The organism is Rhodococcus yananensis (genome assembly GCF_020515525.1).
Lineage (GTDB): Bacteria > Actinomycetota > Actinomycetes > Mycobacteriales > Mycobacteriaceae > Rhodococcus > Rhodococcus yananensis.
Genome location: NZ_JAIYEP010000055.1, coordinates 1 through 19,219, shown reverse-complemented (window position 1 = coordinate 19,219; position 19,219 = coordinate 1). Strand labels below are relative to the sequence as shown.

19 protein-coding genes and 1 pseudogene are annotated in these 19,219 nt (G+C 68.9%); 4 read left to right on the top strand and 16 right to left on the bottom strand.

Going from position 1 to position 19,219, the window contains the following annotated elements; genetic code table 11:
• Positions 1–127: 127 nt before the first annotated feature.
• The 15 genes and pseudogenes from hpf to LDQ05_RS13895 all read right to left on the bottom strand — a co-directional run bounded on the left by hpf (position 128) and on the right by LDQ05_RS13895 (position 14,922).
• A complete protein-coding gene (gene hpf, locus LDQ05_RS13965) occupies positions 128–796 on the bottom strand; it encodes a ribosome hibernation-promoting factor, HPF/YfiA family (protein ID WP_226437564.1) in 669 nt (222 codons plus the stop codon).
• 213 nt (positions 797–1,009) lie between these two features.
• Complete coding sequence (locus tag LDQ05_RS13960; protein WP_226437563.1) at positions 1,010–1,654, bottom strand: ComF family protein; 645 nt, start codon at positions 1,652–1,654, stop codon at positions 1,010–1,012.
• A 44-nt stretch (positions 1,655–1,698) separates the two neighbouring features.
• Complete coding sequence (gene lpqB / locus LDQ05_RS13955) at positions 1,699–3,462, bottom strand: MtrAB system accessory lipoprotein LpqB (RefSeq protein WP_372461112.1); 1,764 nt, start codon at positions 3,460–3,462, stop codon at positions 1,699–1,701.
• A gap of 17 nt (positions 3,463–3,479) precedes the next feature.
• Positions 3,480–5,267 (bottom strand): MtrAB system histidine kinase MtrB, encoded by a 1,788-nt coding sequence (mtrB, locus tag LDQ05_RS13950; protein WP_226437561.1) that lies wholly within the window; start codon positions 5,265–5,267, stop codon positions 3,480–3,482.
• Positions 5,264–5,942, bottom strand: a pseudogene (mtrA, locus tag LDQ05_RS13945) (MtrAB system response regulator MtrA). Before mtrA ends, mtrB begins: the two are co-directional and overlap by 4 nt.
• A gap of 5 nt (positions 5,943–5,947) precedes the next feature.
• Entirely contained in the window at positions 5,948–6,613 is a 666-nt protein-coding gene (locus LDQ05_RS13940; protein WP_226437560.1) for a dTMP kinase, read from the bottom strand.
• Positions 6,614–6,648: 35 nt separating this feature from the next.
• Complete coding sequence (gene ahcY / locus LDQ05_RS13935) at positions 6,649–8,118, bottom strand: adenosylhomocysteinase (protein ID WP_226437559.1); 1,470 nt, start codon at positions 8,116–8,118, stop codon at positions 6,649–6,651.
• A gap of 111 nt (positions 8,119–8,229) precedes the next feature.
• On the bottom strand, positions 8,230–8,853 hold the full coding sequence (locus tag LDQ05_RS13930) for a TetR/AcrR family transcriptional regulator (protein ID WP_226437558.1): 624 nt from the start codon (positions 8,851–8,853) through the stop codon (positions 8,230–8,232).
• Between the two features lie 45 nt (positions 8,854–8,898).
• Complete coding sequence (locus LDQ05_RS13925; RefSeq protein WP_226437557.1) at positions 8,899–9,084, bottom strand: rubredoxin; 186 nt, start codon at positions 9,082–9,084, stop codon at positions 8,899–8,901.
• Positions 9,081–9,248 carry a rubredoxin gene (locus LDQ05_RS13920; protein ID WP_226437556.1) on the bottom strand — a complete coding sequence of 56 codons (168 nt, stop codon included), beginning with the start codon at positions 9,246–9,248 and terminating at the stop codon, positions 9,081–9,083. The genes LDQ05_RS13925 and LDQ05_RS13920 overlap by 4 nt, the downstream gene beginning before the upstream one ends.
• Positions 9,245–10,480: an alkane 1-monooxygenase gene (locus LDQ05_RS13915; RefSeq protein ID WP_226437555.1), complete on the bottom strand. Its 1,236-nt coding sequence runs from the start codon at positions 10,478–10,480 to the stop codon at positions 9,245–9,247. Before LDQ05_RS13915 ends, LDQ05_RS13920 begins: the two co-directional genes overlap by 4 nt.
• A 134-nt stretch (positions 10,481–10,614) precedes the next feature.
• Entirely contained in the window at positions 10,615–11,844 is a 1,230-nt protein-coding gene (gene manA / locus LDQ05_RS13910) for a mannose-6-phosphate isomerase, class I (protein WP_226437554.1), read from the bottom strand.
• Positions 11,844–12,929, bottom strand: coding sequence for a tobH protein (locus tag LDQ05_RS13905; protein ID WP_226437553.1), 1,086 nt, complete (start codon positions 12,927–12,929; stop codon positions 11,844–11,846). The genes manA and LDQ05_RS13905 overlap by 1 nt, the downstream gene beginning before the upstream one ends.
• Before the next feature lie 87 nt (positions 12,930–13,016).
• Positions 13,017–14,387 carry a phosphomannomutase/phosphoglucomutase gene (locus LDQ05_RS13900; protein ID WP_226437552.1) on the bottom strand — a complete coding sequence of 457 codons (1,371 nt, stop codon included), beginning with the start codon at positions 14,385–14,387 and terminating at the stop codon, positions 13,017–13,019.
• Between the two features lie 139 nt (positions 14,388–14,526).
• Positions 14,527–14,922 carry a DUF3499 domain-containing protein gene (locus tag LDQ05_RS13895; RefSeq protein WP_226437551.1) on the bottom strand — a complete coding sequence of 132 codons (396 nt, stop codon included), beginning with the start codon at positions 14,920–14,922 and terminating at the stop codon, positions 14,527–14,529.
• Between the two features lie 90 nt (positions 14,923–15,012).
• Between LDQ05_RS13895 and LDQ05_RS13890 the strand changes: the two genes are divergently transcribed.
• Positions 15,013–15,498, top strand: a complete 486-nt coding sequence (locus tag LDQ05_RS13890; RefSeq protein ID WP_226437550.1) for a metallopeptidase family protein — start codon at positions 15,013–15,015, stop codon at positions 15,496–15,498.
• Positions 15,499–15,643: 145 nt separating this feature from the next.
• Here the strand turns inward: LDQ05_RS13890 and LDQ05_RS13885 are convergent, their stop codons facing one another.
• Positions 15,644–15,901: a WhiB family transcriptional regulator gene (locus LDQ05_RS13885; RefSeq protein WP_372461111.1), complete on the bottom strand. Its 258-nt coding sequence runs from the start codon at positions 15,899–15,901 to the stop codon at positions 15,644–15,646.
• Positions 15,902–16,261: 360 nt separating this feature from the next.
• On the opposite strand from LDQ05_RS13885, the gene cofD reads away from it, so the two are divergent.
• The 3 genes from cofD to LDQ05_RS13870 are packed head-to-tail and all read left to right on the top strand — an operon-like array spanning position 16,262 to position 19,166.
• Positions 16,262–17,251 carry a 2-phospho-L-lactate transferase gene (cofD, locus tag LDQ05_RS13880; RefSeq protein WP_226437548.1) on the top strand — a complete coding sequence of 330 codons (990 nt, stop codon included), beginning with the start codon at positions 16,262–16,264 and terminating at the stop codon, positions 17,249–17,251.
• Entirely contained in the window at positions 17,248–18,615 is a 1,368-nt protein-coding gene (locus LDQ05_RS13875) for a coenzyme F420-0:L-glutamate ligase (RefSeq protein ID WP_226437547.1), read from the top strand. Before cofD ends, LDQ05_RS13875 begins: the two co-directional genes overlap by 4 nt.
• Positions 18,615–19,166, top strand: coding sequence for an NUDIX hydrolase (locus tag LDQ05_RS13870; protein WP_226437546.1), 552 nt, complete (start codon positions 18,615–18,617; stop codon positions 19,164–19,166). The genes LDQ05_RS13875 and LDQ05_RS13870 overlap by 1 nt, the downstream gene beginning before the upstream one ends.
• Positions 19,167–19,219: the final 53 nt, after the last annotated feature.

The following is a 19,219-nucleotide window of genomic DNA, read 5'->3' as shown; positions in this document are numbered from 1 at the left end:
GTGTTCGTCCTCAATCTCGGGTACCTGCACGGACAAGAAATCCGGCCGAGGCCTCACGACCCCGGCCGGATTCCATGGTAGGCGTTCCCTGACGGTGGCGGCGACGTCGACCACCGTCAGGGCCGTCTCAGGCGAGTCTGATCAACCCGTAGTCGAACGCGTGACGGCGGTACACCACCGACGGTTTGTCGCTCTCCTTGTCGTGGAACAGGTAGAAATCGTGCCCGACGAGTTCCATCTCGTACAGGGCGTCGTCGACCGTCATGGCGTCGGCCCTGTGTTCCTTCGTCCGGACGATGCGCCCCGGGCCGACCGGTTCGTGGTCGTACTCGTCGAGTCGCTGGTCGGGGGAAATACCCAGCGAGTCGTCCTGGGCCAGCTCCGCCGTCGCCTCGGCCACCGACACCGGAGTCTTGTCGCCGTAGGAGACCTTGCGGCGGTCCTTCGTGCGGCGCAGCCTCGACTCGAGTTTCGCGGTGACCGACTCGAACGCCGCGTAGAAACTGTCCGCCGCGGCTTCGGCACGGACGACCGGGCCTTTACCGCGGGCCGTGATCTCGACCCTCTGGCAACTCTTCATCTGACGACGGTTGCGCTCGTGTTGCAACTCGACATCGAACAGGAAGATCGTCGGATCGAAACGCTCGAGCCGGGCGAGTTTCTCGGAGACGTAGACCCGGAAGTGGTCCGGGACCTCGACGTTGCGGCCTTTCACCACGATGTCGGCGCGGGGGCTCTGCGAGTCGAGCGCGTCGGCCTCGACAACGGAAACCTTGGACTTCGAAGGGGTCGTCACTCGTACCTCCCGAGTACGGCCGACGCTGCGCTCGCGCCGGCAGGATCGATGAGCGCCGAAGCGCTCCGCCCGGGAACCCGGCGGACGGGGTTTTCACCCGTCTACCTGTTGTTTCCGGGTCTGATCGCGACGGTAGTACGTAACCGGACCGTCTGCCAGTGTTCCGTTCGATTTCACGTTTCACAGCGTTCGTCCGCTACCACACACCGCGGTTCAGGCGCGCGCGATCGCCAGGACTCCGGACGTCCGGAACCCGGCGTTTCGGAGTGCGGCAACCGACTCGGCGGCGGTCGCGCCCGTGGTGACGACATCGTCGACGAGAAGCACCGGCAGGTGCCGCGGAAGCTGCGCGGCACACACCCCGATCCGCCCGGCGAGATTCCGTCGCCGTTGCGCGGCGGTGAGCCCGACCGAGTCGCGCACCCCGCGCCCCGACACGAGCACCGGGTGCACGTGCAGCGACCGGTCGCGGGCTGCCGCGGCCCGCACCATGCGGGTCACCGGGTCGCCGCCGCGGGCGCGCGCCGCCCTCGCACGGGTGGGGGCGGGCACCACGAGCAACGGCCCGTGCGGGAGTTCGCCCCAGCGGCGCAGCCGTGCGATCGCCGCGGCCACCGCGAGGCCGAGAGGCACCGCCAGATCCCGGCGGCCCCGTTCCTTCGCGGCGACGACCGCCCTGCGCCGCGCCCCGTCGTACCGGCCGAGAGCCCACACCGGAACACCGGGATCCGTTCGGGGACGGACCTGCGCCGGTGGATCGTCCAGTTCACGGGCGCAGCCGCGGCACCAGGGGCGACCGGGAAGGCCGCACCCACCGCACACGGCGGGCAGCACGAGATCGAGGAGCGCCGCGAACACCCGCTCAGTGTGCCGTCGGCCACCGACACGCGCCGGCACCGGGATCAGCCGGGCAGCACCGGAGTGGCGGTCAGCCCCGCGAGGCCCGGGACCTCCCGCCAGTAGCGGTCCCCGGACGGATCACCGTTGTTGAGTTGGAAGACCGCACGCGAATCGGAGATGTATTCCGTGGATGTCGACGCCTCCACCGAGGTCACGGGCGGGGTGAGGTTTCGGCTCGGCAACGCATCCAACCGCGATCCGTCCACCGCGACCTGCACGACCGGGTTGTCCGACGCCGAACGCGACACGACGATCGTGTCGGGTGTGCTCCAGTCCAGGGACAGCGCGGGGCTGCCCAGCCCGAACGCGACCTGTCGCGGACCGGTGAGGGAGAACTCGCCGCTGGGCGTCTGGACGACGACGGCGACGTAGACGCGCCCGTCGACGATCAGCGCGGCACGGACCCCGTCCCGGGACAGGCGCAACTCGCTGATCTCCCCACCCAGCGCCCGGACGGCACCGGCCTCCACACCCACCACCGTCACCCGCCCGGATCCGGATTCGCGGACCGCACGCACCACCGCGGTGCCGTTGACGACGGCCCACACGGAGTTGCCGTCGGGCGACCACGACGGGCGCGTGACGGTGTCGCCCTCCACGGCGGGTTCCGGTGCCGGGTCGTGGTAGGTGCCGACCGTCAGCCTGGACGCCGGCGCCGGGGCCGGGGCCGCGGTTGCGACGACTGCGGCAGCGAGATCACCGTCCTGGGACAACGCGGCCGAGGCGAGGTTGCCCGCCGACCCGAAATAGCCCTGGACCGGAGTCACGCCGGTCTCCGACACGCTCACCAGGTTGCCGCCGAGCACCGCGTGCAACCCGATCTGCGCACTCGACGACGCCAGCGGATTCATCGACGCCACGTCCGCCGTGGTCCACCCGTTGGGATAGCGTTCGTCGAGGGGCTGCCCGTCCGACAGGAGCACGTACGGCCCGGAGATGTCGGCGCCCGCGAGGGTCCAGACGATCTGCGCGGCGAGCCGCTCCCGGGTGGGGGTGTCCAGCGATCCCAATCCCCCGAAGTCCACCCGGACGCCGCCGAGCCCCACACCCACCTGCGCGGTCCGACCGTCGGCTTTCGTGACGGCGCCGAGAACCGTGGCGTCGGCCAGGAGGTTGGTGACGGCGGGGACCAGCGTCGACTTGGGGCCGTCGACGAGCAGGTCGATCAACTGTCCGGCGAGTTGCTCGGGCGCACCGTAGATCCACCGCGGGTCGGGGACCACCGTTTCGCCGCGCGGTTCCACGAAGTACAGCGATCGCCGCTGGTAGCTGTTGAGGAAGCGCGGTTTGTCCATGATCACGCCGGCCGGCAGCTCGTCGATACGCCATTCGCCGTCGCTGCGGACCAACGTGAACGTGGCTTCGAGTTCGCCCTCGTCGGCGCGGTAGACGCCGCCTTCCTCGAGATACCCGACGATGTTCGCGCGCACGACGTAGGCGGCCGTGTCGCTGTCACGGTCCTGCGCCAGGACGTCGATCTTGTCGACGATCGTCGCGCTCACCGCGTCGTCCCAGCGACCGGACATCCCCGAGGTGAGGTACTGCCGGGCCGCGGCGTGCCGCCCCGACGGGTCGGTACTCGCCTGCAGGAAGTCCCTCAGCAACAGGTCCGGTTCGCGACCCGGTTCCGGTGCGGCCATCGACGTCGTTGCTGCACCCCGCTCGATCGTGCCGATGGCCTGCGGCGACGACGAATCGGGCAGGCTCGCGCATCCGGCGACGACCACCGCGAGTGCCGTGACGAACACGGTCGCCGCGAGGCGCACACGCGAGGCGAGCCCGGTCACGTGGATGCACCTTCCGACGGCGCAGCGGCATCCGCACCGGCCGACGCCCCGTCCTCGTCGCCGTGCGCGGCGGGCACACCGGGCCCGTCGATCGACGACGGTTGTCCGTCCGTGTCGGTGGGGGGTTCGTCCGGGCCGGTCACCGGCGGGAACGGTTTGCCCTGCACCGCGTGGGCGGTCGCCGACACGAGCGGCAGCGGGCTGCGCCCCACCTTGCGGCCCGGTACGAGCGGCAGGGTGAGGCGGAAACTGGCTCCGTTCCCGGGTTCGCCCCACGCTTCCAGTTTCCCGCAGTGCAGGTTGGCGTCCTCGACGCTGATCGCCAGTCCCAGACCGGTGCCCCCCGATCGGCGCACGCGCGACGGATCGGACCGCCAGAACCGGTTGAACACGAGTTTCTCCTCACCCGGGCGCAGGCCCACACCCTGGTCACGGACGACGAAGGCCAGCGCCGTGTCGTCGGCGCGCAACCGCAGCAGAACGGGTTTGCCTTCGCCGTGATCGATCGCATTGGCCAGCAGGTTTCGCAGGATCCGCTCGACCCGACGAGGATCGACGTCCGCCTCGACGGGTTCGGCGGGCAGATCCACGATCAGCTCCGTGGCGGTTTCCCGGGCGAGATGGCGAACCGTGGCGATCGCGGCCCGCGCGCACATTCGCACGTCCAGGTGCTCGGAGGCCAACTCGGCCACACCGGCGTCGTGCCGGCTGATCTCCAGCAGATCGGCCAGGAGACTCTCGAAACGGTCGAGTTCGGTCACGAGCAGTTCCGACGACCGTTTGAGCGCCGGATCGAGGTCGTCGCTCGCATCGTGGATCAGATCCGCGGCCATACGCACGGTCGTCAACGGCGTCCGCAGTTCGTGGCTCACGTCCGAGGTGAAGCGTTTCTGCAGGTTGCCGTACTCCTCGAGTTGGGTGATCTGCCGCGACAGGCTCTCGGCCATCTCGTTGAACGACATCGCGAGTCGCGCCATGTCGTCTTCGCCGCGCACCGGCATACGTTCCTTGAGCCGACCGTCGGCGAACCGCACCGCGATGCGCGACGCGGAGCGGATCGGCAGCACCACCTGACGCGCCACGATCATGGAGATCGCCGCGAGCAGCACCAACAGGACCCCCGCACCGACGAGCAGGGTCCCGCGCACCAGTGAGAGCGTCTGTGCCTCGCCGCCGAGGGGGAACACCAGATACAGCTCGAGCGCGGTGATGTCCGCCTCGGTGGGACTCCCGACGATCAGTGCGGGCCCCGCGTAGCCGTCGGGGTCGGCGACCGTCGCGTACTGGTAGGCGATCTGGTCGTTCTGGACGAACGCGCGCAGGTTCGCGGGGATCTGATCGGCCGGCCCGCTCGACGTCGGGGCGCGCGGGCCGTCCCCCGCCACGATCAGGACCGGGTCGAACGTGCCGGCGACACCGGTGTCCTGCCCGGCATCGCTGCCGCGATTGGTCAGGGTCGCGGCCGCCGAATCGAGTTTCACCGTCAGCGAGCTCGAATCGTCCGCTCCCGCGAGCTGGGCCTCGACGAGCGCGCGGGAGCGTTCCATCTCCTCGGTGGCGGCGTTGAGCTTCACCTCGAGAAGACGATCGGTGATCTGGCTGGTGAGCACCACACCCAGCACGAGCATCACGATCAGCGACAGGGACAGGGTCGACACCACGACCCGCAACTGCAGTGATCGACGCCACGTGTGGGTGAGCTTGCGGCTCACCGACCGTGACCACCTCAGCAGCGGCAGACTTCTCCGAGTGATCCGCCGCCGCAGACGGTAACCACGGATCACGGCGGTCCGGCCTTGTAGCCGACCCCCCCGCACCGTCAGCACGACCTCCGGATTCTCGGGATCCTTCTCGACCTTCGCCCGCAACCGCTGCACGTGGACGTTCACGAGACGGGTGTCGGCGGCGTGCCGGTATCCCCACACCTGCTCGAGCAGCACCTCACGGGTGAACACCTGCCGCGGTTTCCGGGCGAGGGCCACCAGCAGGTCGAATTCGAGCGGGGTCAGGGAGATGGGTTCGTCACCGCGCGCCACCTTGTGGGCGGGCACGTCGATGGTGATCTCGCCGATCGACAGGACCTCGGCGGGTTCCTGCTCCGTGCGACGCAGCCGAGCGCGGACCCGCGCGACGAGTTCCTTCGGCTTGAACGGCTTGACGATGTAGTCGTCCGCGCCGGATTCCAGACCGAGAACCACATCGACGGTGTCGGATTTCGCGGTGAGCATGACGATCGGGACTCCCGAGTCGGCGCGCAGCACACGGCACACGTCGATCCCGTTCATTCCCGGCAGCATCAGATCGAGCAGGACGAGATCCGGGCGGATCTCGCGCACCGCACCCAGCGCCTGCGTTCCGTCACCCACCACGAACGGCTCGAACCCCTCGCCCCGCAGGACGATCGTGAGCATCTCGGCGAGCGCAGTGTCGTCGTCGACGACCAGAATCCTCGGCTTCATGACCTCTATCGTGTCACTCCTCGCCCGTTGTGAAGCAGATTTGAGATCTCGACGGCGAGTTGTCGCGGATCGGTCTCGGGTCCGGCCACCGTCCACGGCGAAACCCACGAGCGCTGCACGAGTTCGTCGTACACGGCGCCGGTGCGCGCCTGGAGGCCGGCGTCGCGTTCGTAGGCGTCGCGCTCACGGGTCGCGTCCGTCGCGGCCCGCCCCCGGGCACGGTCGGCGGCGAGGTCGACGGGGACCCGCAGCAGCACTTGCAGATCCGGACGGGGCAGATCGAAGCGGCCGAACTCGAGATCGCGGATCCAGTCGACGGCGGAGCCGGAGGCTCCCTGACCGTGTCGCGCCGCGGTGTACGCGGCGTTCGACGCGACGTATCGGTCGAGGAGCACGATGTCGTTGTCGGCGAGCAGCTTCCGCAGTTCGTCGGCGGACTCACGACGGTCGAGTGCCCACAGCAACGCCATGGCCTCGACGCTCGACGCGGTGTCACCGTGCCCACCACGCAGCGCCTCGGCCCCCAGATCGGCGTGGATCGACGTGCCGTACCGAGGAAAGGCGAGGGTGGCCACCGATGTGCCTGCGGCACGCCAGGTCTCGACGAGACCGGCGGACAGCGTCCGCTTACCGGCCCCGTCGAGACCTTCGACGACGATCAGAACACCCATGCGCCTGCGGTTCCCACGTGCTGCTCGCTCACCGCTCAGTAGCGGTAGTGCTCGGGCTTGTACGGGCCCTCGACGTCGACACCGATGTACTCGGCCTGATCCTTGCTCAGCTTGGTGAGCGTGCCACCGAGCGCCTCGACGTGGATGCGCGCGACCTTCTCGTCGAGATGCTTGGGGAGGCGGTAGACCTCGTTGTCGTACTCGTCCGGCTTGGTCCACAGTTCGATCTGCGCGATGACCTGGTTGGCGAACGAGTTCGACATCACGAACGACGGGTGGCCGGTCGCGTTGCCGAGGTTGAGCAGACGCCCCTCCGACAGGACGATGATCGAATGTCCGTCCGCGAAACGGAATTCGTCGACCTGCGGCTTGATGTTGATGCGCGTCACATCGGCGGCACGCTCGAGGCCCGCCATGTCGATCTCGTTGTCGAAGTGACCGATGTTGCCCAGGATGGCCTGGTGCTTCATCTGCTTCATGTGATCGAAGGTGATGATGTCCTTGTTGCCGGTCGAGGTGATGACGATGTCGGCCCGGCCGATGAAATCCTCGACGGTGACGACGTCGAAGCCGTCCATGAGCGCCTGGAGCGCGTTGATCGGGTCGATCTCGGTCACCGACACGCGCGCACCCTGACCGCGCAGAGCTTCGGCGCAGCCCTTGCCGACGTCGCCGTATCCGCAGACGAGCGCGGTCTTGCCGCCGATGAGGACGTCGGTGCCGCGGTTGATGCCGTCGAGCAGCGAGTGCCGGGTGCCGTACTTGTTGTCGAACTTGCTCTTGGTGACCGAGTCGTTGACGTTGATCGCGGGGAACGCGAGTTCGCCTGCCGCCGACAGCTGGTAGAGGCGCAACACGCCCGTGGTGGTCTCCTCGGTGACGCCGCGCACCGAGTCGGCGACCGTCGTCCACTTCTTCGGGTCGGCGGCGAGTGACGCGCGCAGCAACTCCAGGAACACCTTGTACTCGGTGGAGTCGTTGTCCTCGTCGGTCGGCGGGACGACGCCGGCCTTCTCGAACTGGGCGCCCTTGAGCACCAGCATCGTGGCGTCACCGCCGTCGTCGAGGATCATGTTGGCCGGTTCGCCGTCCCAGGTGAGCATCCGCTCGGCGGCCCACCAGTACTCCTCGAGCGTCTCGCCCTTCCACGCGAAGACGGGGACACCCGCGGGCGCCTCCACGGTTCCGTGCGGTCCGACGACGACCGCGGCAGCGGCGTGGTCCTGGGTCGAGAAGATGTTGCACGACGCCCAGCGCACCTGGGCGCCCAGCGACACGAGGGTCTCGATGAGCACGGCCGTCTGCACCGTCATGTGCAGCGACCCGGAGATCCGGGCGCCCTTCAGGGGCTGCACCTCGGCGTACTCGCGACGCAGCGCCATCAGGCCCGGCATCTCGTGTTCCGCCAGGCGGATCTCCTTGCGACCGAACTCGGCGAGCGAGAGGTCGGCGACCTTGAAGTCGAGTCCGTTGAGCTGGTCGGCGACGAGCGTGGTGTCTGACACGGTGCGGATGCCTCTTCCTGTCGGCAATTCGATGTTGGGAACCAGGCTATACAACGCGCGGCCGATCGCCACGTGCCAGCCCACCCCCGTGATCTCCGCGACCGGCGCCGGCTACCGGTCGGCGACGGTCGCGCGTTCGACGAAGGGCACGAGCAGGTCGGCGAGGTCCGCGGCGACGTCGGCTCCCGACGTCGGCGGCATCGAGATGAAACTGAGCGCCACCCGCACGATCGCGCGGGCGAGAATGTCGGCATCGGCCTCCGGTGCGGCGATCCAGCTGTGGACGAAGGTCTCGGACAGCCGTCCGCCACCGCGTTCGAGGATCGGTGCGGCGTCGGTGGTGATCAGGCGCAGCAGGTCGGGTTTGGCGGCACCGTCGAGCAGCGACCGGACGAGCGGATCGGCGGCCGACGCCGCGAAGAACGAGGTGAAGCCGTCGACGAGGGCACCGCGCGCATCGCCGACGTGTGCGTGCACCGAGTCGGCGACGGCGTCGACGAACTCGTCGACGAGTCGCAGCGCGTACCCCTGGGCGAGCCCCTGCCGGGACGAGAACTCCTTGTACAGGGTCTGTCGACTGATACCGGCCGTCCGCGCCACGTCGCTCATGGTGATCGCGGACCAGTCGCGGTCGAGGAGCAGGGTCCGCATGGCGTCGAGGATCGTGGTGCGCAGCAGGACGCGGCTCGCCTCGTGGAACGGGATCCGGGACGTGTCCTCGCGTGGTCCTGCCATGCCGACGACGTTCTCACGCGCGTGTCGCACCGTCAAAGCGGTCCGTCATCGCCGCGCGACCTCGATCATCTCGAAGTCGGCCTTCGCCGCTCCGCAGTCCGGGCAGCTCCAGTCGTCGGGGATGTCCTCCCATCGGGTACCCGCGGCGATGCCCTCGTCGGGCCATCCGGCGGCCTCGTCGTACTCGAATCCGCAGACCACGCAGCGGAAGATCCTGAAGTGGTCGTTCACCGTCGTTGCTCCTCGAAGTCGATCTTCTCCCGGACACCGCAGTCGGGGCAGCACCAGTCGTCCGGGACGGCCGCCCAGGAGGTTCCGGCGGGGAAGCCCTCGCGCGGGGCGCCCGTCGCCTCGTCGTACACGTACCGGCAGACCGGGCAGCGGAACGTGCTCATGCGCGTCCGGTCCCGTCTCCCGCGTGGCGGGCGAGAACCGCTTCCCGCCGGCGCGGGGAGATGTTCACGCGGGTGATGTCGCCGTCGTAGTGGGCGAGCACGCGTTCGTCCATCACTCGTCGCCACAGCGGCGGAAGGTAGGCGAGGACGATCATCGACGCGTACCCGGCGGGCAGGTTCGGGGAGATCTCCATGCTGCGCAGCGTCTGGTAGCGGCGGGTGGGGTTGGCGTGGTGGTCGCTGTGTCGCTGCAGGTGGTACAGGAAGATGTTGGTGACCAGGTGGTCGCTGTTCCAGCTGTGCGCGGGCGAACACCGCTCGTATCGTCCCGACGCGGTTCTGCTCCGCAACAACCCGTAGTGTTCGAGATAGTTCACGACCTCGAGCAGACAGAACCCGAACACGGCCTGCACCACCAGGTACGGGAGGATTCCGACACCGAAGACGGCGGTGAGCACCGCGAACAGCACCGCGGAGATCGCCCACGCGTTCAGCACGTCGTTGCGCCAGGTCCACGGCGACCCCCCGAGACGGTGCAGACGTTCGCGTTCGAGTCGCCAGGCCGAACGCAGGCTGCCGAACACACTGCGCGGTAGGAATTCCCAGAAGGACTCTCCGAACCGGGCGGATGCCGGATCCTCGGGGGTCGCGACGCGCACGTGATGCCCACGATTGTGCTCGATGTAGAAATGGCCGTAGAAGGACTGCGCGAGAGCGATCTTCGCGAGGCGGCGTTCGAGCTCGACCTTCTTGTGGCCGAGTTCGTGCGCGGTGTTGATACCGATGCCGGCGACGACGCCGACAGAGATCGCCAGGCCGATCTTCGAGACCAGGCCGAGGCCGCCGTCGATCCCGAGCCAGGAAAGGTCGTCGGCCGCCCACAGATAGCACGCGAAGACGAGGGTCGCGAACTGGAACGGCAGGTACAGATAGGTGCAGAAACGGTAGTACCGGTCGTTCTCGAGTTGCTCGAAGAGCTCCTCGGGCGGGTTCTCCCCGTCCGGGCCGAAGAACAGATCGAGCGCGGGCACGAGGACGTACACGAGGGCCGGGCCGATCCACCACAGCACGGGTGTCACGGCCTGCCAGCCGAGTTGGTTACCTCCCCAGACCAGCGCGGTGGCCACGAACAGCGCGGTGGGCGGCACCAGGCCGAGCAGCCACAGATATCGCTTGCGGTCGTGCCAGTGCAGATCCGGGGTGTTCGCCGGGCCGGTGGCGTGTGTGGTCATGTCGACTCCTCGCGGATTCCGGTGACATTCCTCACCTACGCGATAGACCCTACGCCATACTTCGTATGCGCTCTAGACAATTTGTGAGAAATGTAAACCGTTCGCGGCCGCGATCGGGTGGATCGAGTCCCGGTTCAGCCGCTCACGCTCCCGAGGCGCGCCCGATACACCTGCGTTCCCGGTGCCGTACCGCGCACGGTCACCGCGGGATCCGACGCCGACAACCACACCGACGCCCCCTGCGCCACCTCCACGACACCACCGCCGCACTCGACACTCGCCCCGCCCGACGTGCACAACAGGATCTGCGGGCCGCACCGATCGAGCGTCGCCGTGTCACCGGACCGCAGCTCGAGCCGCGACAGCGCGAACTCCGGGGCCGGCGTCCGGTAGCACCACTCGTGCCCATCCGCCGGTTCCGCCTCGAGGATCGGCACCCCCGGCGCCCCGAAATCGAGCACTCTCAGCAACTCCGGCACATCGACGTGCTTGGGGGTGAGCCCACCGCGCAGCACGTTGTCCGAGTTCGCCATAATCTCCACGCCCATCCCGTGCAGGTAGGCGTGCAGGTTCCCGGCGGGCAGGTACAGCCCCTGCCCGGGCTCGAGGGTGATCCTGTTCAACAGCAACGACGCGAGGACCCCCGCATCGCCCGGGTAGATCTCGGCGAGTTGCAACGCCGTCCGCACCTCCGTGACGAACTCACGAGGCCCGTCGCCGTCCGTCGCGAGGTACGTCACACAGCCGTCGAGAACACGTGGCATCAGCGCCGACAACGAAGCCTGGGGAAGCGTGATCCACGTGGTGAACAACGCCCTCAAACCGTCGGAATCGGGTTGCCCGGCGAGCAGGCCCACATACGGATCCAGCTCCGGCACGGCGAGTGCCTCGAGGAGGTCGACGGTGCGCTTCGCGTCCCGGAAGCCGGCCAGCGCCTCGAAACGGGTCAACGCCACCACCAGTTCGGGCTTGTGATTCGGATCCCGGTAGTTGCGCACCGGCGAATCGGCCGGCACACCCCGCGCCTCCTCCCGCGCATACCCTTCCGCGGCCTGCTCCGCGCTGGGATGCGCCTGCAACGACAGCGGTTCCTCCGCCGCGAGCAGTTTGAGCAGGAACGGCAGTCGCGGACCGAACCGCTCGATGCTCGGTTCGCCCAGATGCCCGGTCGGATCCGCATCGAGCAACTCCAACAACGACACGCCGTCCCCGAGGTCGGCGACACGCGCCGGATCCGCGGGATGCGCGCCGAGCCACAATTCGGCTTCCGGATGGGCGGACGGAACCTCACGGCCGCACAACGTTGCAATGGCGGTGCGCGAACCCCAGGCGTACGAGCGCACCGCACCTTCGAGTCGGTGCACTATCGACCACCGGCCAGACGCAGATAGGCCGCAGCCATCTCCAGTCGCACCGTCAACACCGCCACCTGTTCGAGGACAGGTGGCACCACACGGGATTCGGACTCCCCCACAACAGACACCAATTCCATATCGGGTAGTGCCGCGGCGCGTCGGCGCGCGGCCGGTCGATCGTCGTCCGTGCTGAACACGAACACCCGCGCCGGCGCGACCGGCGCGGGACCATCCAGTTCCTCGTCGTGGAAGAACGGGTCGAAGTCGGCACCGGACGTCGTCTCGGTGACGAGCAGTCGGTCACGCGCGATCAGCACGTCCGGCAGCGAGGCCGCCGCGGCGATCACACCGGCGCCCTGCAGAAGCACCTCCGCACCGTGACGGGCCAGCACCGTCGTCGCGGGTGTGTCACCGGTGAGAACCACGCGGCGGGACTGCATCCGCACTGCGAGCGATTTCGCGGGATTGTGGAAGACCTCGTGCGACGGATGGTCGAGCGTTGCCTCCGCATCGACGGCATCCGCCAACGCGTCCAGCGCGGGCACCGACGCGGCGATCCTGCAGGCGTCCACCGCCGCCAGCACCGCGACGAAGACGGCGATGTGCCGGGCGAGCGCATACGTCACGGGAACCCACACGCGCGGCGCCAACATCATCGCCCTGCCCGCTGCCACCGCCCGCACCGGGCCTTCGTCGGGCACGTCGACGACCACCTCGGCGGATCGTCTCAGCGCGGCGTCGACGGAACGCGCCAGCACCGGATCCCCCGCGTCGTCCCCCGCGACCACGACGACGTCCAGCGGACCCACCCATCCTGGTGTGACCGGCGCCGAGACCAGCGGCACCGCACACATCCCGGCGAAGAGCGCCACCGTGAGTTCGGCGGCGCGAGCCGATCGGGCATCCCCGCCGACCAGCACGATGCTGCGCGGATGCAACCCGTCGAGACGGTCCAGCAGACCTTCGTCGACGGCCGCGGCCGTCGCGCGGATCTGTGCGCCGCCCAGTGCGGCGGCGCGCAGGACGCCGTCGACATCGGCCGCCACGACCGCGCTCGCGTCGTCGAAATCGAACAGGGGCGGAGGCGCCGTCACGACCGTGTCACCTTCCTTTCGCCGGCCCGGTAGCGACCCGTCACAGTGCAGCGGGTACCTCGATTATTCCCGTTGCCGTGTCTTCCGTCACGCACGCACGACGGCGAGGATCTCCTTCACCAGCGCGTCCACCTCGTCGCGGGTCGATGCCTCCACGTTCATCCGCAACAGCGGTTCCGTGTTCGACGCACGCAGGTTGAACCAGGCGTGATCGGGCAGTTCGACGGTGACCCCGTCGAGGCGGTCCACCGACACCGCGCGGTCCGCGAACGCCGCGACGACCGCGTCGCTGCGTTCCGCGGCGTCCGCGACGGTCGAATTGATCTCGCCCGACGCCTCGTACCGGTGGTACACGCCCATCAACTCGGAGAGCGGTCGTTCCTGTCCCGCCAGCGCAGCCAACACGTGGAGTGCGGCGAGCATGCCCGAATCCGCACCCCAGAAATCGCGGAAGTAGTAGTGCGCCGAATGCTCACCGCCGAAGATGGCCCCGGTCTCCGCCATCCGCTGCTTGATGAACGAGTGTCCGACCCTCGTCCGGACCGGCACCCCGCCGGACTCGGTGACGAGTTCGGGCACCACCCGCGAGGTGATCAGATTGTGGATGATCGTCGCGCCCGGTTCCTTCGCCAGCTCACGGGACGCCACCAGCGCCGTCACCGCGGACGGGGTGACCGGCTCGCCGCGTTCGTCCACGACGAAGCAGCGGTCGGCGTCGCCGTCGAAGGCCAGACCGACATCGGCGCCCGATTCGACGACGAGCCGCTGCAGGTCCACCAGGTTCGCCGGATCCAACGGATTCGCCTCGTGGTTCGGGAACGTACCGTCCAACTCGAAGTACAACGGGACCAGTTCGATCGGCAGTGCCTCGAAGACCGCGGGAACGGTGTGCCCACCCATGCCGTTGCCGGCATCCACCGCCACCTTCATCGGGCGCATCCGCGACAGATCCACCAACCCGCGCACGAACGCCGCGTACTCGGGCAGGACATCGCGTTCGGTGACCGAACCGGCCGCCCCGTCGAATCCGGGTACACCCGCGACGAGCTCGGCGCTGATCGTGGCCAACCCCGTCTCCTGGCCGACCGGACGCGCACCCGCCCTGCACAGCTTGATGCCGTTGTAGCGGGCGGGGTTGTGGCTGGCGGTGAACATGGCGCCGGGCGCGTCGAGCAGCCCCGACGCGAAGTACAGCTGATCGGTGGATGCGAGACCGATCAGGACGACGTCGAGGCCCTGCGCTGTCGCGCCCTCGGCGAACGCCCGCGCGAGATCCGGCGACGACGTTCTCATGTCGTGGCCGATCACCACACGCTCGGCGCCCCCGTCCGTGCGGACGAGACGCGCGAAGGATGCACCGACCTCCCGGACGAATCCGTCGTCGATCTGCTCCCCGACGATCCCGCGGATGTCGTACGCCTTGATCACGGATGCCACCGACTCGGCAGATCTCGCCACTGTTCCCCGCTCCTGCTCGTCGACACGCACCGCGCCGTTCTCGTGGCGCGGACCGTCTCAGCCTAGTGGGAGCGGCGCCGCCCGTGGCACGGTGGCCGCGACCCGGCCCGTCGCGCTCACGCGGTGGACCCCGTCGCGCTCACGCGGTGGGATCGGGAAGGACCCTCAGATGACCGCGACGACCGGTGCGCGCAGTGGCGGGGACCGCCGGTGGAGGAGCCGCCTCCGGTTCCACGGTCTCACCGTCGTCGTGGTTCCGTTCGCCGAGGCCCGCTTCTCGGACGGCTTCGGCAAGGGCGGTCAGATCGTCCTCGTCGGGTGTACCGGCTGTGAACGCCCCCTCGTAGCGGACGAGTTCCCAACCCTTGGGTGCGGTGATCCGCGAACCGTGCGTTTCGCACAGATCCCACGAATGCGGTTCGGCAACGGTGGCCAGGGGCCCGACGACCGCGGTGGAATCCGAGTACACGTAGGTCAGCGTCGCAACAGCAGGGTTCTTGCACCCAGGCCGGCAGCATCGACGCAGTGTTCTCACGCATGGGAGCGTAGCGCGCCGTCGGCGCCGGGACTATTCGGACACACCGTTGGATGGCAACGCAATTTCCGTACCGTAATGTTTCTCGGCATGGCCCGAGCACGTCGCCCCCGTCCCGTCTCCTCACGAAGTGTGACGCGACGCGGCCGGGGTATCCGCGGGCCGCTCTACCCCCACGACCTGCCCGCGTGGCGTTCCCGCGCCGAGAAATTCGACAGGCTCGTCCTCGACGCCTTTGCCCCCATCGACACCCGCTGGCACGACGAACTCACCAAACTCGACATCGCGGTCGACGACGTACCCAAGATCCGCGCACTCGATCCCGACTCGGTGAACTGGCCCGACGAGGTCGTCGCGGACGGCCCGGTTCCGCTGTCCCGGCTCGTTCCCGCGGGCATCGACAAGCGCGGCGCGACCACCCGCGCGCGAATCGTCCTGTTCCGCCGCCCCATCGAACTGCGGACACAGGACCCCGAGGATCTGACCGATCTGCTCCACGACGTCCTGGTCCACCAGGTCGCCACGTACCTCGGCGTCGAGCCGCAGATCATCGATCCCACACTCGACGACGGGTGACACGCACGGGCAGCGGTGACCGCGCACGCGTTTCGGGTACGACGAAGGCCGGGCGCCCGAACCCCATCGGACACCCGGCCTTCGTCTCATCGTCCGTGGCCGCCGGATCAGACCCGCACTCCCCGCACCGGACCGGATGCGGCCGTCAGACGATGCCCCTCTTGAGGCGCCGCCGTTCACGTTCCGACAGCCCACCCCAGATACCGAACCGCTCGTCGTGAGCGAGGGCGTATTCGAGGCATTCGCCGCGAACCTCACACCCCAGGCAGATACGCTTCGCCTCCCGCGTGGAGCCACCCTTCTCGGGGAAGAATGCCTCCGGGTCGGTCTGCGCACACAGTGCGCGTTCCTGCCACTGCCCCTCACCGTCGATCGGCTCACCGAATCCTGCAATCACGTGCAGAACCGGCGCACCGCCCTCGGGTTCGTCGCAGACGCTCTCGACTGCAGTGTCGATCCGAGCGATCTCGGACCCTTCGCGCTCGTCGGCCATGTTCGCCTCCTCACCTGCAGCGCCGCACTTCATCTCACATCGGGGTTCTTCCCGATGTCACACCCGAATCCCGACGGATGCGAGTTCGGGACGCGGGTTCGCCGCGGTCGTACTCGATCCGGAATCCGGAATGACATGTATGTGATTAGACACGTCCGGCGTGTCGCGGTCAAGCCGATGATGTGGTCTCGCTTACCATCGACGGCTTTGCAAACTCGCGTTTCGGACAGCCCTCCGCGGGGTACCGGCCCGACCGCATAGGCTTGCCGCGTGAACGTGACTGTATTGGTCGGAGGCGTGGGCGGCGCCCGGTTCCTCACCGGGCTGCGACACCTCCTCGGCATCTCCCCGGGCACCGACATCGGCCCCGATACACCCCACAACATCACCGCGATCGTCAACGTCGGCGACGACGTGTGGATGCACGGATTGAGGATCTGCCCCGACCTCGACACGTGCATGTACACCCTCGGCGACGGAATCGACACCGAACGGGGCTGGGGCCGCAAGAACGAGACCTGGAACGCGAAGGAAGAACTCGCCGCGTACGGCGCCGACCCCGACTGGTTCGGACTCGGCGACCGCGACATCGCCACACACCTGATCCGCACCCGGATGCTCCGCACCGGCTACCCCCTGTCCGCGGTCACCGAGGCGTTGTGCGACCGGTGGAAACCGGGTGTGACGTTGCTCCCCGCATCGGACGACCGTAGCGAAACACACGTCGTCATCACCGATCCCGCAGACGACACGCAGAAGGCCGTGCACTTCGAGGAATGGTGGGTGCGCCACCGGGCCCAGGTCCCCACCCACGGATTCGCGCACATCGGTGCCGACGAGGCGAAACCCGCACCGGGAGTGCTCGAGGCGATCGAATCGGCGGACGTCGTGATCCTCGCCCCCTCGAACCCCGTCGTCAGCGTCGGCGCCGTTCTCGCGATTCCCGGACTGCGCGGCGCACTGCGTACCACCGCCGCGAAGGTGGTGGGTGTCTCCCCCATCGTCGGTGGTGCACCGCTGCGCGGCATGGCCGACGCGTGCCTCGAGGTGATCGGCGTCGACACCACCGCGGAGGCCGTCGGGCGGCACTACGGGGCGCGCAGCGCCACGGGCATCCTTGACGGTTGGCTCGTGCACTCCACCGACGACGCGGACATCCCCGGCGTCGAGGTACGCAGCGTGCCATTGCTCATGACCGACGCCGCCGCGACCGCCGACATGGCGCGCGCCGCACTCGACCTCGCCGGAGTCGCCCTGTGACGTCCCCCGCCCCCGAGACCACCGTCCGCGACCACGCCCCGGGCGGTACCGTCGAGATCCACCCCGTCACCGGGCTCCCGGAATTCCGGCCCGGCGACGACCTGGCCGCGGCGCTCGCCGGCGCCGCTCCGTGGCTCGTCGACGGCGACATCCTGGTGGTGACCAGCAAGATCCTGTCGAAGGTGGAGGGTCGCCTCGTCGCAGCGCCCACCGATCCCGAGGCACGAGACGCCGTCCGACGACGTCTCGTGAGTCAGGAAGCGGTGCGTGTGCTCGCCGCCAAGGGCCGCACCCTCATCACCGAGAACCGGCTCGGGATCGTGCAGGCCGCGTCCGGCATCGACGGCTCGAACGTCGACTCCGCCGAACTCGCGTTGCTCCCCGAGAACCCCGATGCGAGTGCGGCGGCGCTGCGCACCCGGATCCGCGATCTGCTCGGCGTCACCGTCGGCGTCGTCGTGACCGACACGATGGGCCGCGCCTGGCGGGTCGGTCAGACCGATGCCGCGATCGGTGCGGCCGGCGTGCCCGTCCTCCACGGCTACGCCGGGTCGCACGACGCGCAGGGCAACGAACTGATGGTCACCTCGGTGGCCGTCGCCGACGAGATCGCCGCCGCCGGGGATCTCGTCAAGGGCAAGCTCGGCGGGGTACCCGTCGCGGTCGTGCGGGGTCTCGATCTGCCCGACGACGGATCGACGGCCCGCACCCTGCTGCGCGGCGGTGAGGACGACCTGTTCTGGCTGGGGACCGCGGAGGCACTCGAACGTGGACGCAGCGAGGCGTTGTTGCTGCGCCGATCGGTCCGGGAGTTCTCCTCCGAACCCGTCGACCCGGAGGACCTGCACGACGCGGTCGCCGAAGCGCTCACCGCACCCGCACCGCACCACACCCGGCCCGTACGGTTCGTGTGGGTACGCACCGAACAGGTCCGGCGTCGGTTGCTCGACCGGATGCGCGACCGCTGGGCCGAGGACCTCGCCGCGGACGGACTCGACGCCCCCGCGATCGAACGGCGACTCGCCCGCGGGGCGATTCTCTACGATGCACCCGAAGTGATCGTCCCGTTCTGGGTACCGGACGGCGCCCACACCTATCCCGACGCGCGGCGCACCGCCGCGGAAGCCACGATGTTCACGGTCGCCGCGGGTGCGGCAGTGCAGGGCCTGCTGGTCGCGCTCGCCACCCGCGGCCTCGGCAGCTGCTGGATCGGATCGACGATCTTCGCCCCCGAGGTGGTGCGGGAGGAGTTGGGCCTACCGGCGGACTGGTCACCGCTCGGCGCCGTCGCCGTCGGACACCCGATCACCACGCCCGGTCCGCGCGACCCCGCGGACCCCGGCGACGCCCTGGTGGAACTCTGATGTCGGCGCGGTCCCTGCACGTCTCCGCACGCGAACGACTCACCGCGTGGCGGACCGATTCACCGGACGCCGAGTCGTTGCGACACACGATGCTCGCGTTCCTGGACTCCGCTCCCGACGGTTGTCTGCGCTCCCACGTCCCGGGGCACGTCACCGCGTCGTCCCTCGTGCTCGACGCCGATCACCGCAACGTGCTGCTCACTCTGCATCCGCGGGTGGGGCGTTGGATCCAACTCGGCGGACACTGCGAGGAGGACGACGACACCGTCGTCGACGCGGCGCTGCGCGAGGCCCGGGAGGAATCCGGGATCGACGAACTGACGATCGATCCGGATCTGCTCTCGGCCCACACCCACCCGATCACGTGCTCGCTGGGGACACCGACGCGGCACCTCGACCTGCGTTTCCTGGTCGTCGCGCCCGTCGGCGCACGCCCTGTGCGCAGCAACGAATCGACCGACCTGCGGTGGTGGCCGGTGGACGCGCTACCCGACGGCGCCGAGCACGACACGATCACCCATCTGGTACGACTGGCCGCGATCCGACGCTGACCGCGTTCCCGCTGCAACCCCGGTCGTCCGCTACCGCCCCGGCGGTAGCGGAC

Coding starts and splice junctions, on each gene's coding strand:
- LDQ05_RS13915 (WP_226437555.1), bottom strand. CDS start 10,480: ATGACCACACACGCCACCGGCCCGGCGAACACCCCGGATCTGCACTGG.
- LDQ05_RS13930 (WP_226437558.1), bottom strand. CDS start 8,853: ATGGCAGGACCACGCGAGGACACGTCCCGGATCCCGTTCCACGAGGCG.
- LDQ05_RS13890 (WP_226437550.1), top strand. CDS start 15,013: ATGGCCCGAGCACGTCGCCCCCGTCCCGTCTCCTCACGAAGTGTGACG.
- LDQ05_RS13920 (WP_226437556.1), bottom strand. CDS start 9,248: ATGAGCACGTTCCGCTGCCCGGTCTGCCGGTACGTGTACGACGAGGCG.
- LDQ05_RS13870 (WP_226437546.1), top strand. CDS start 18,615: ATGTCGGCGCGGTCCCTGCACGTCTCCGCACGCGAACGACTCACCGCG.
- LDQ05_RS13940 (WP_226437560.1), bottom strand. CDS start 6,613: ATGGGTGTTCTGATCGTCGTCGAAGGTCTCGACGGGGCCGGTAAGCGG.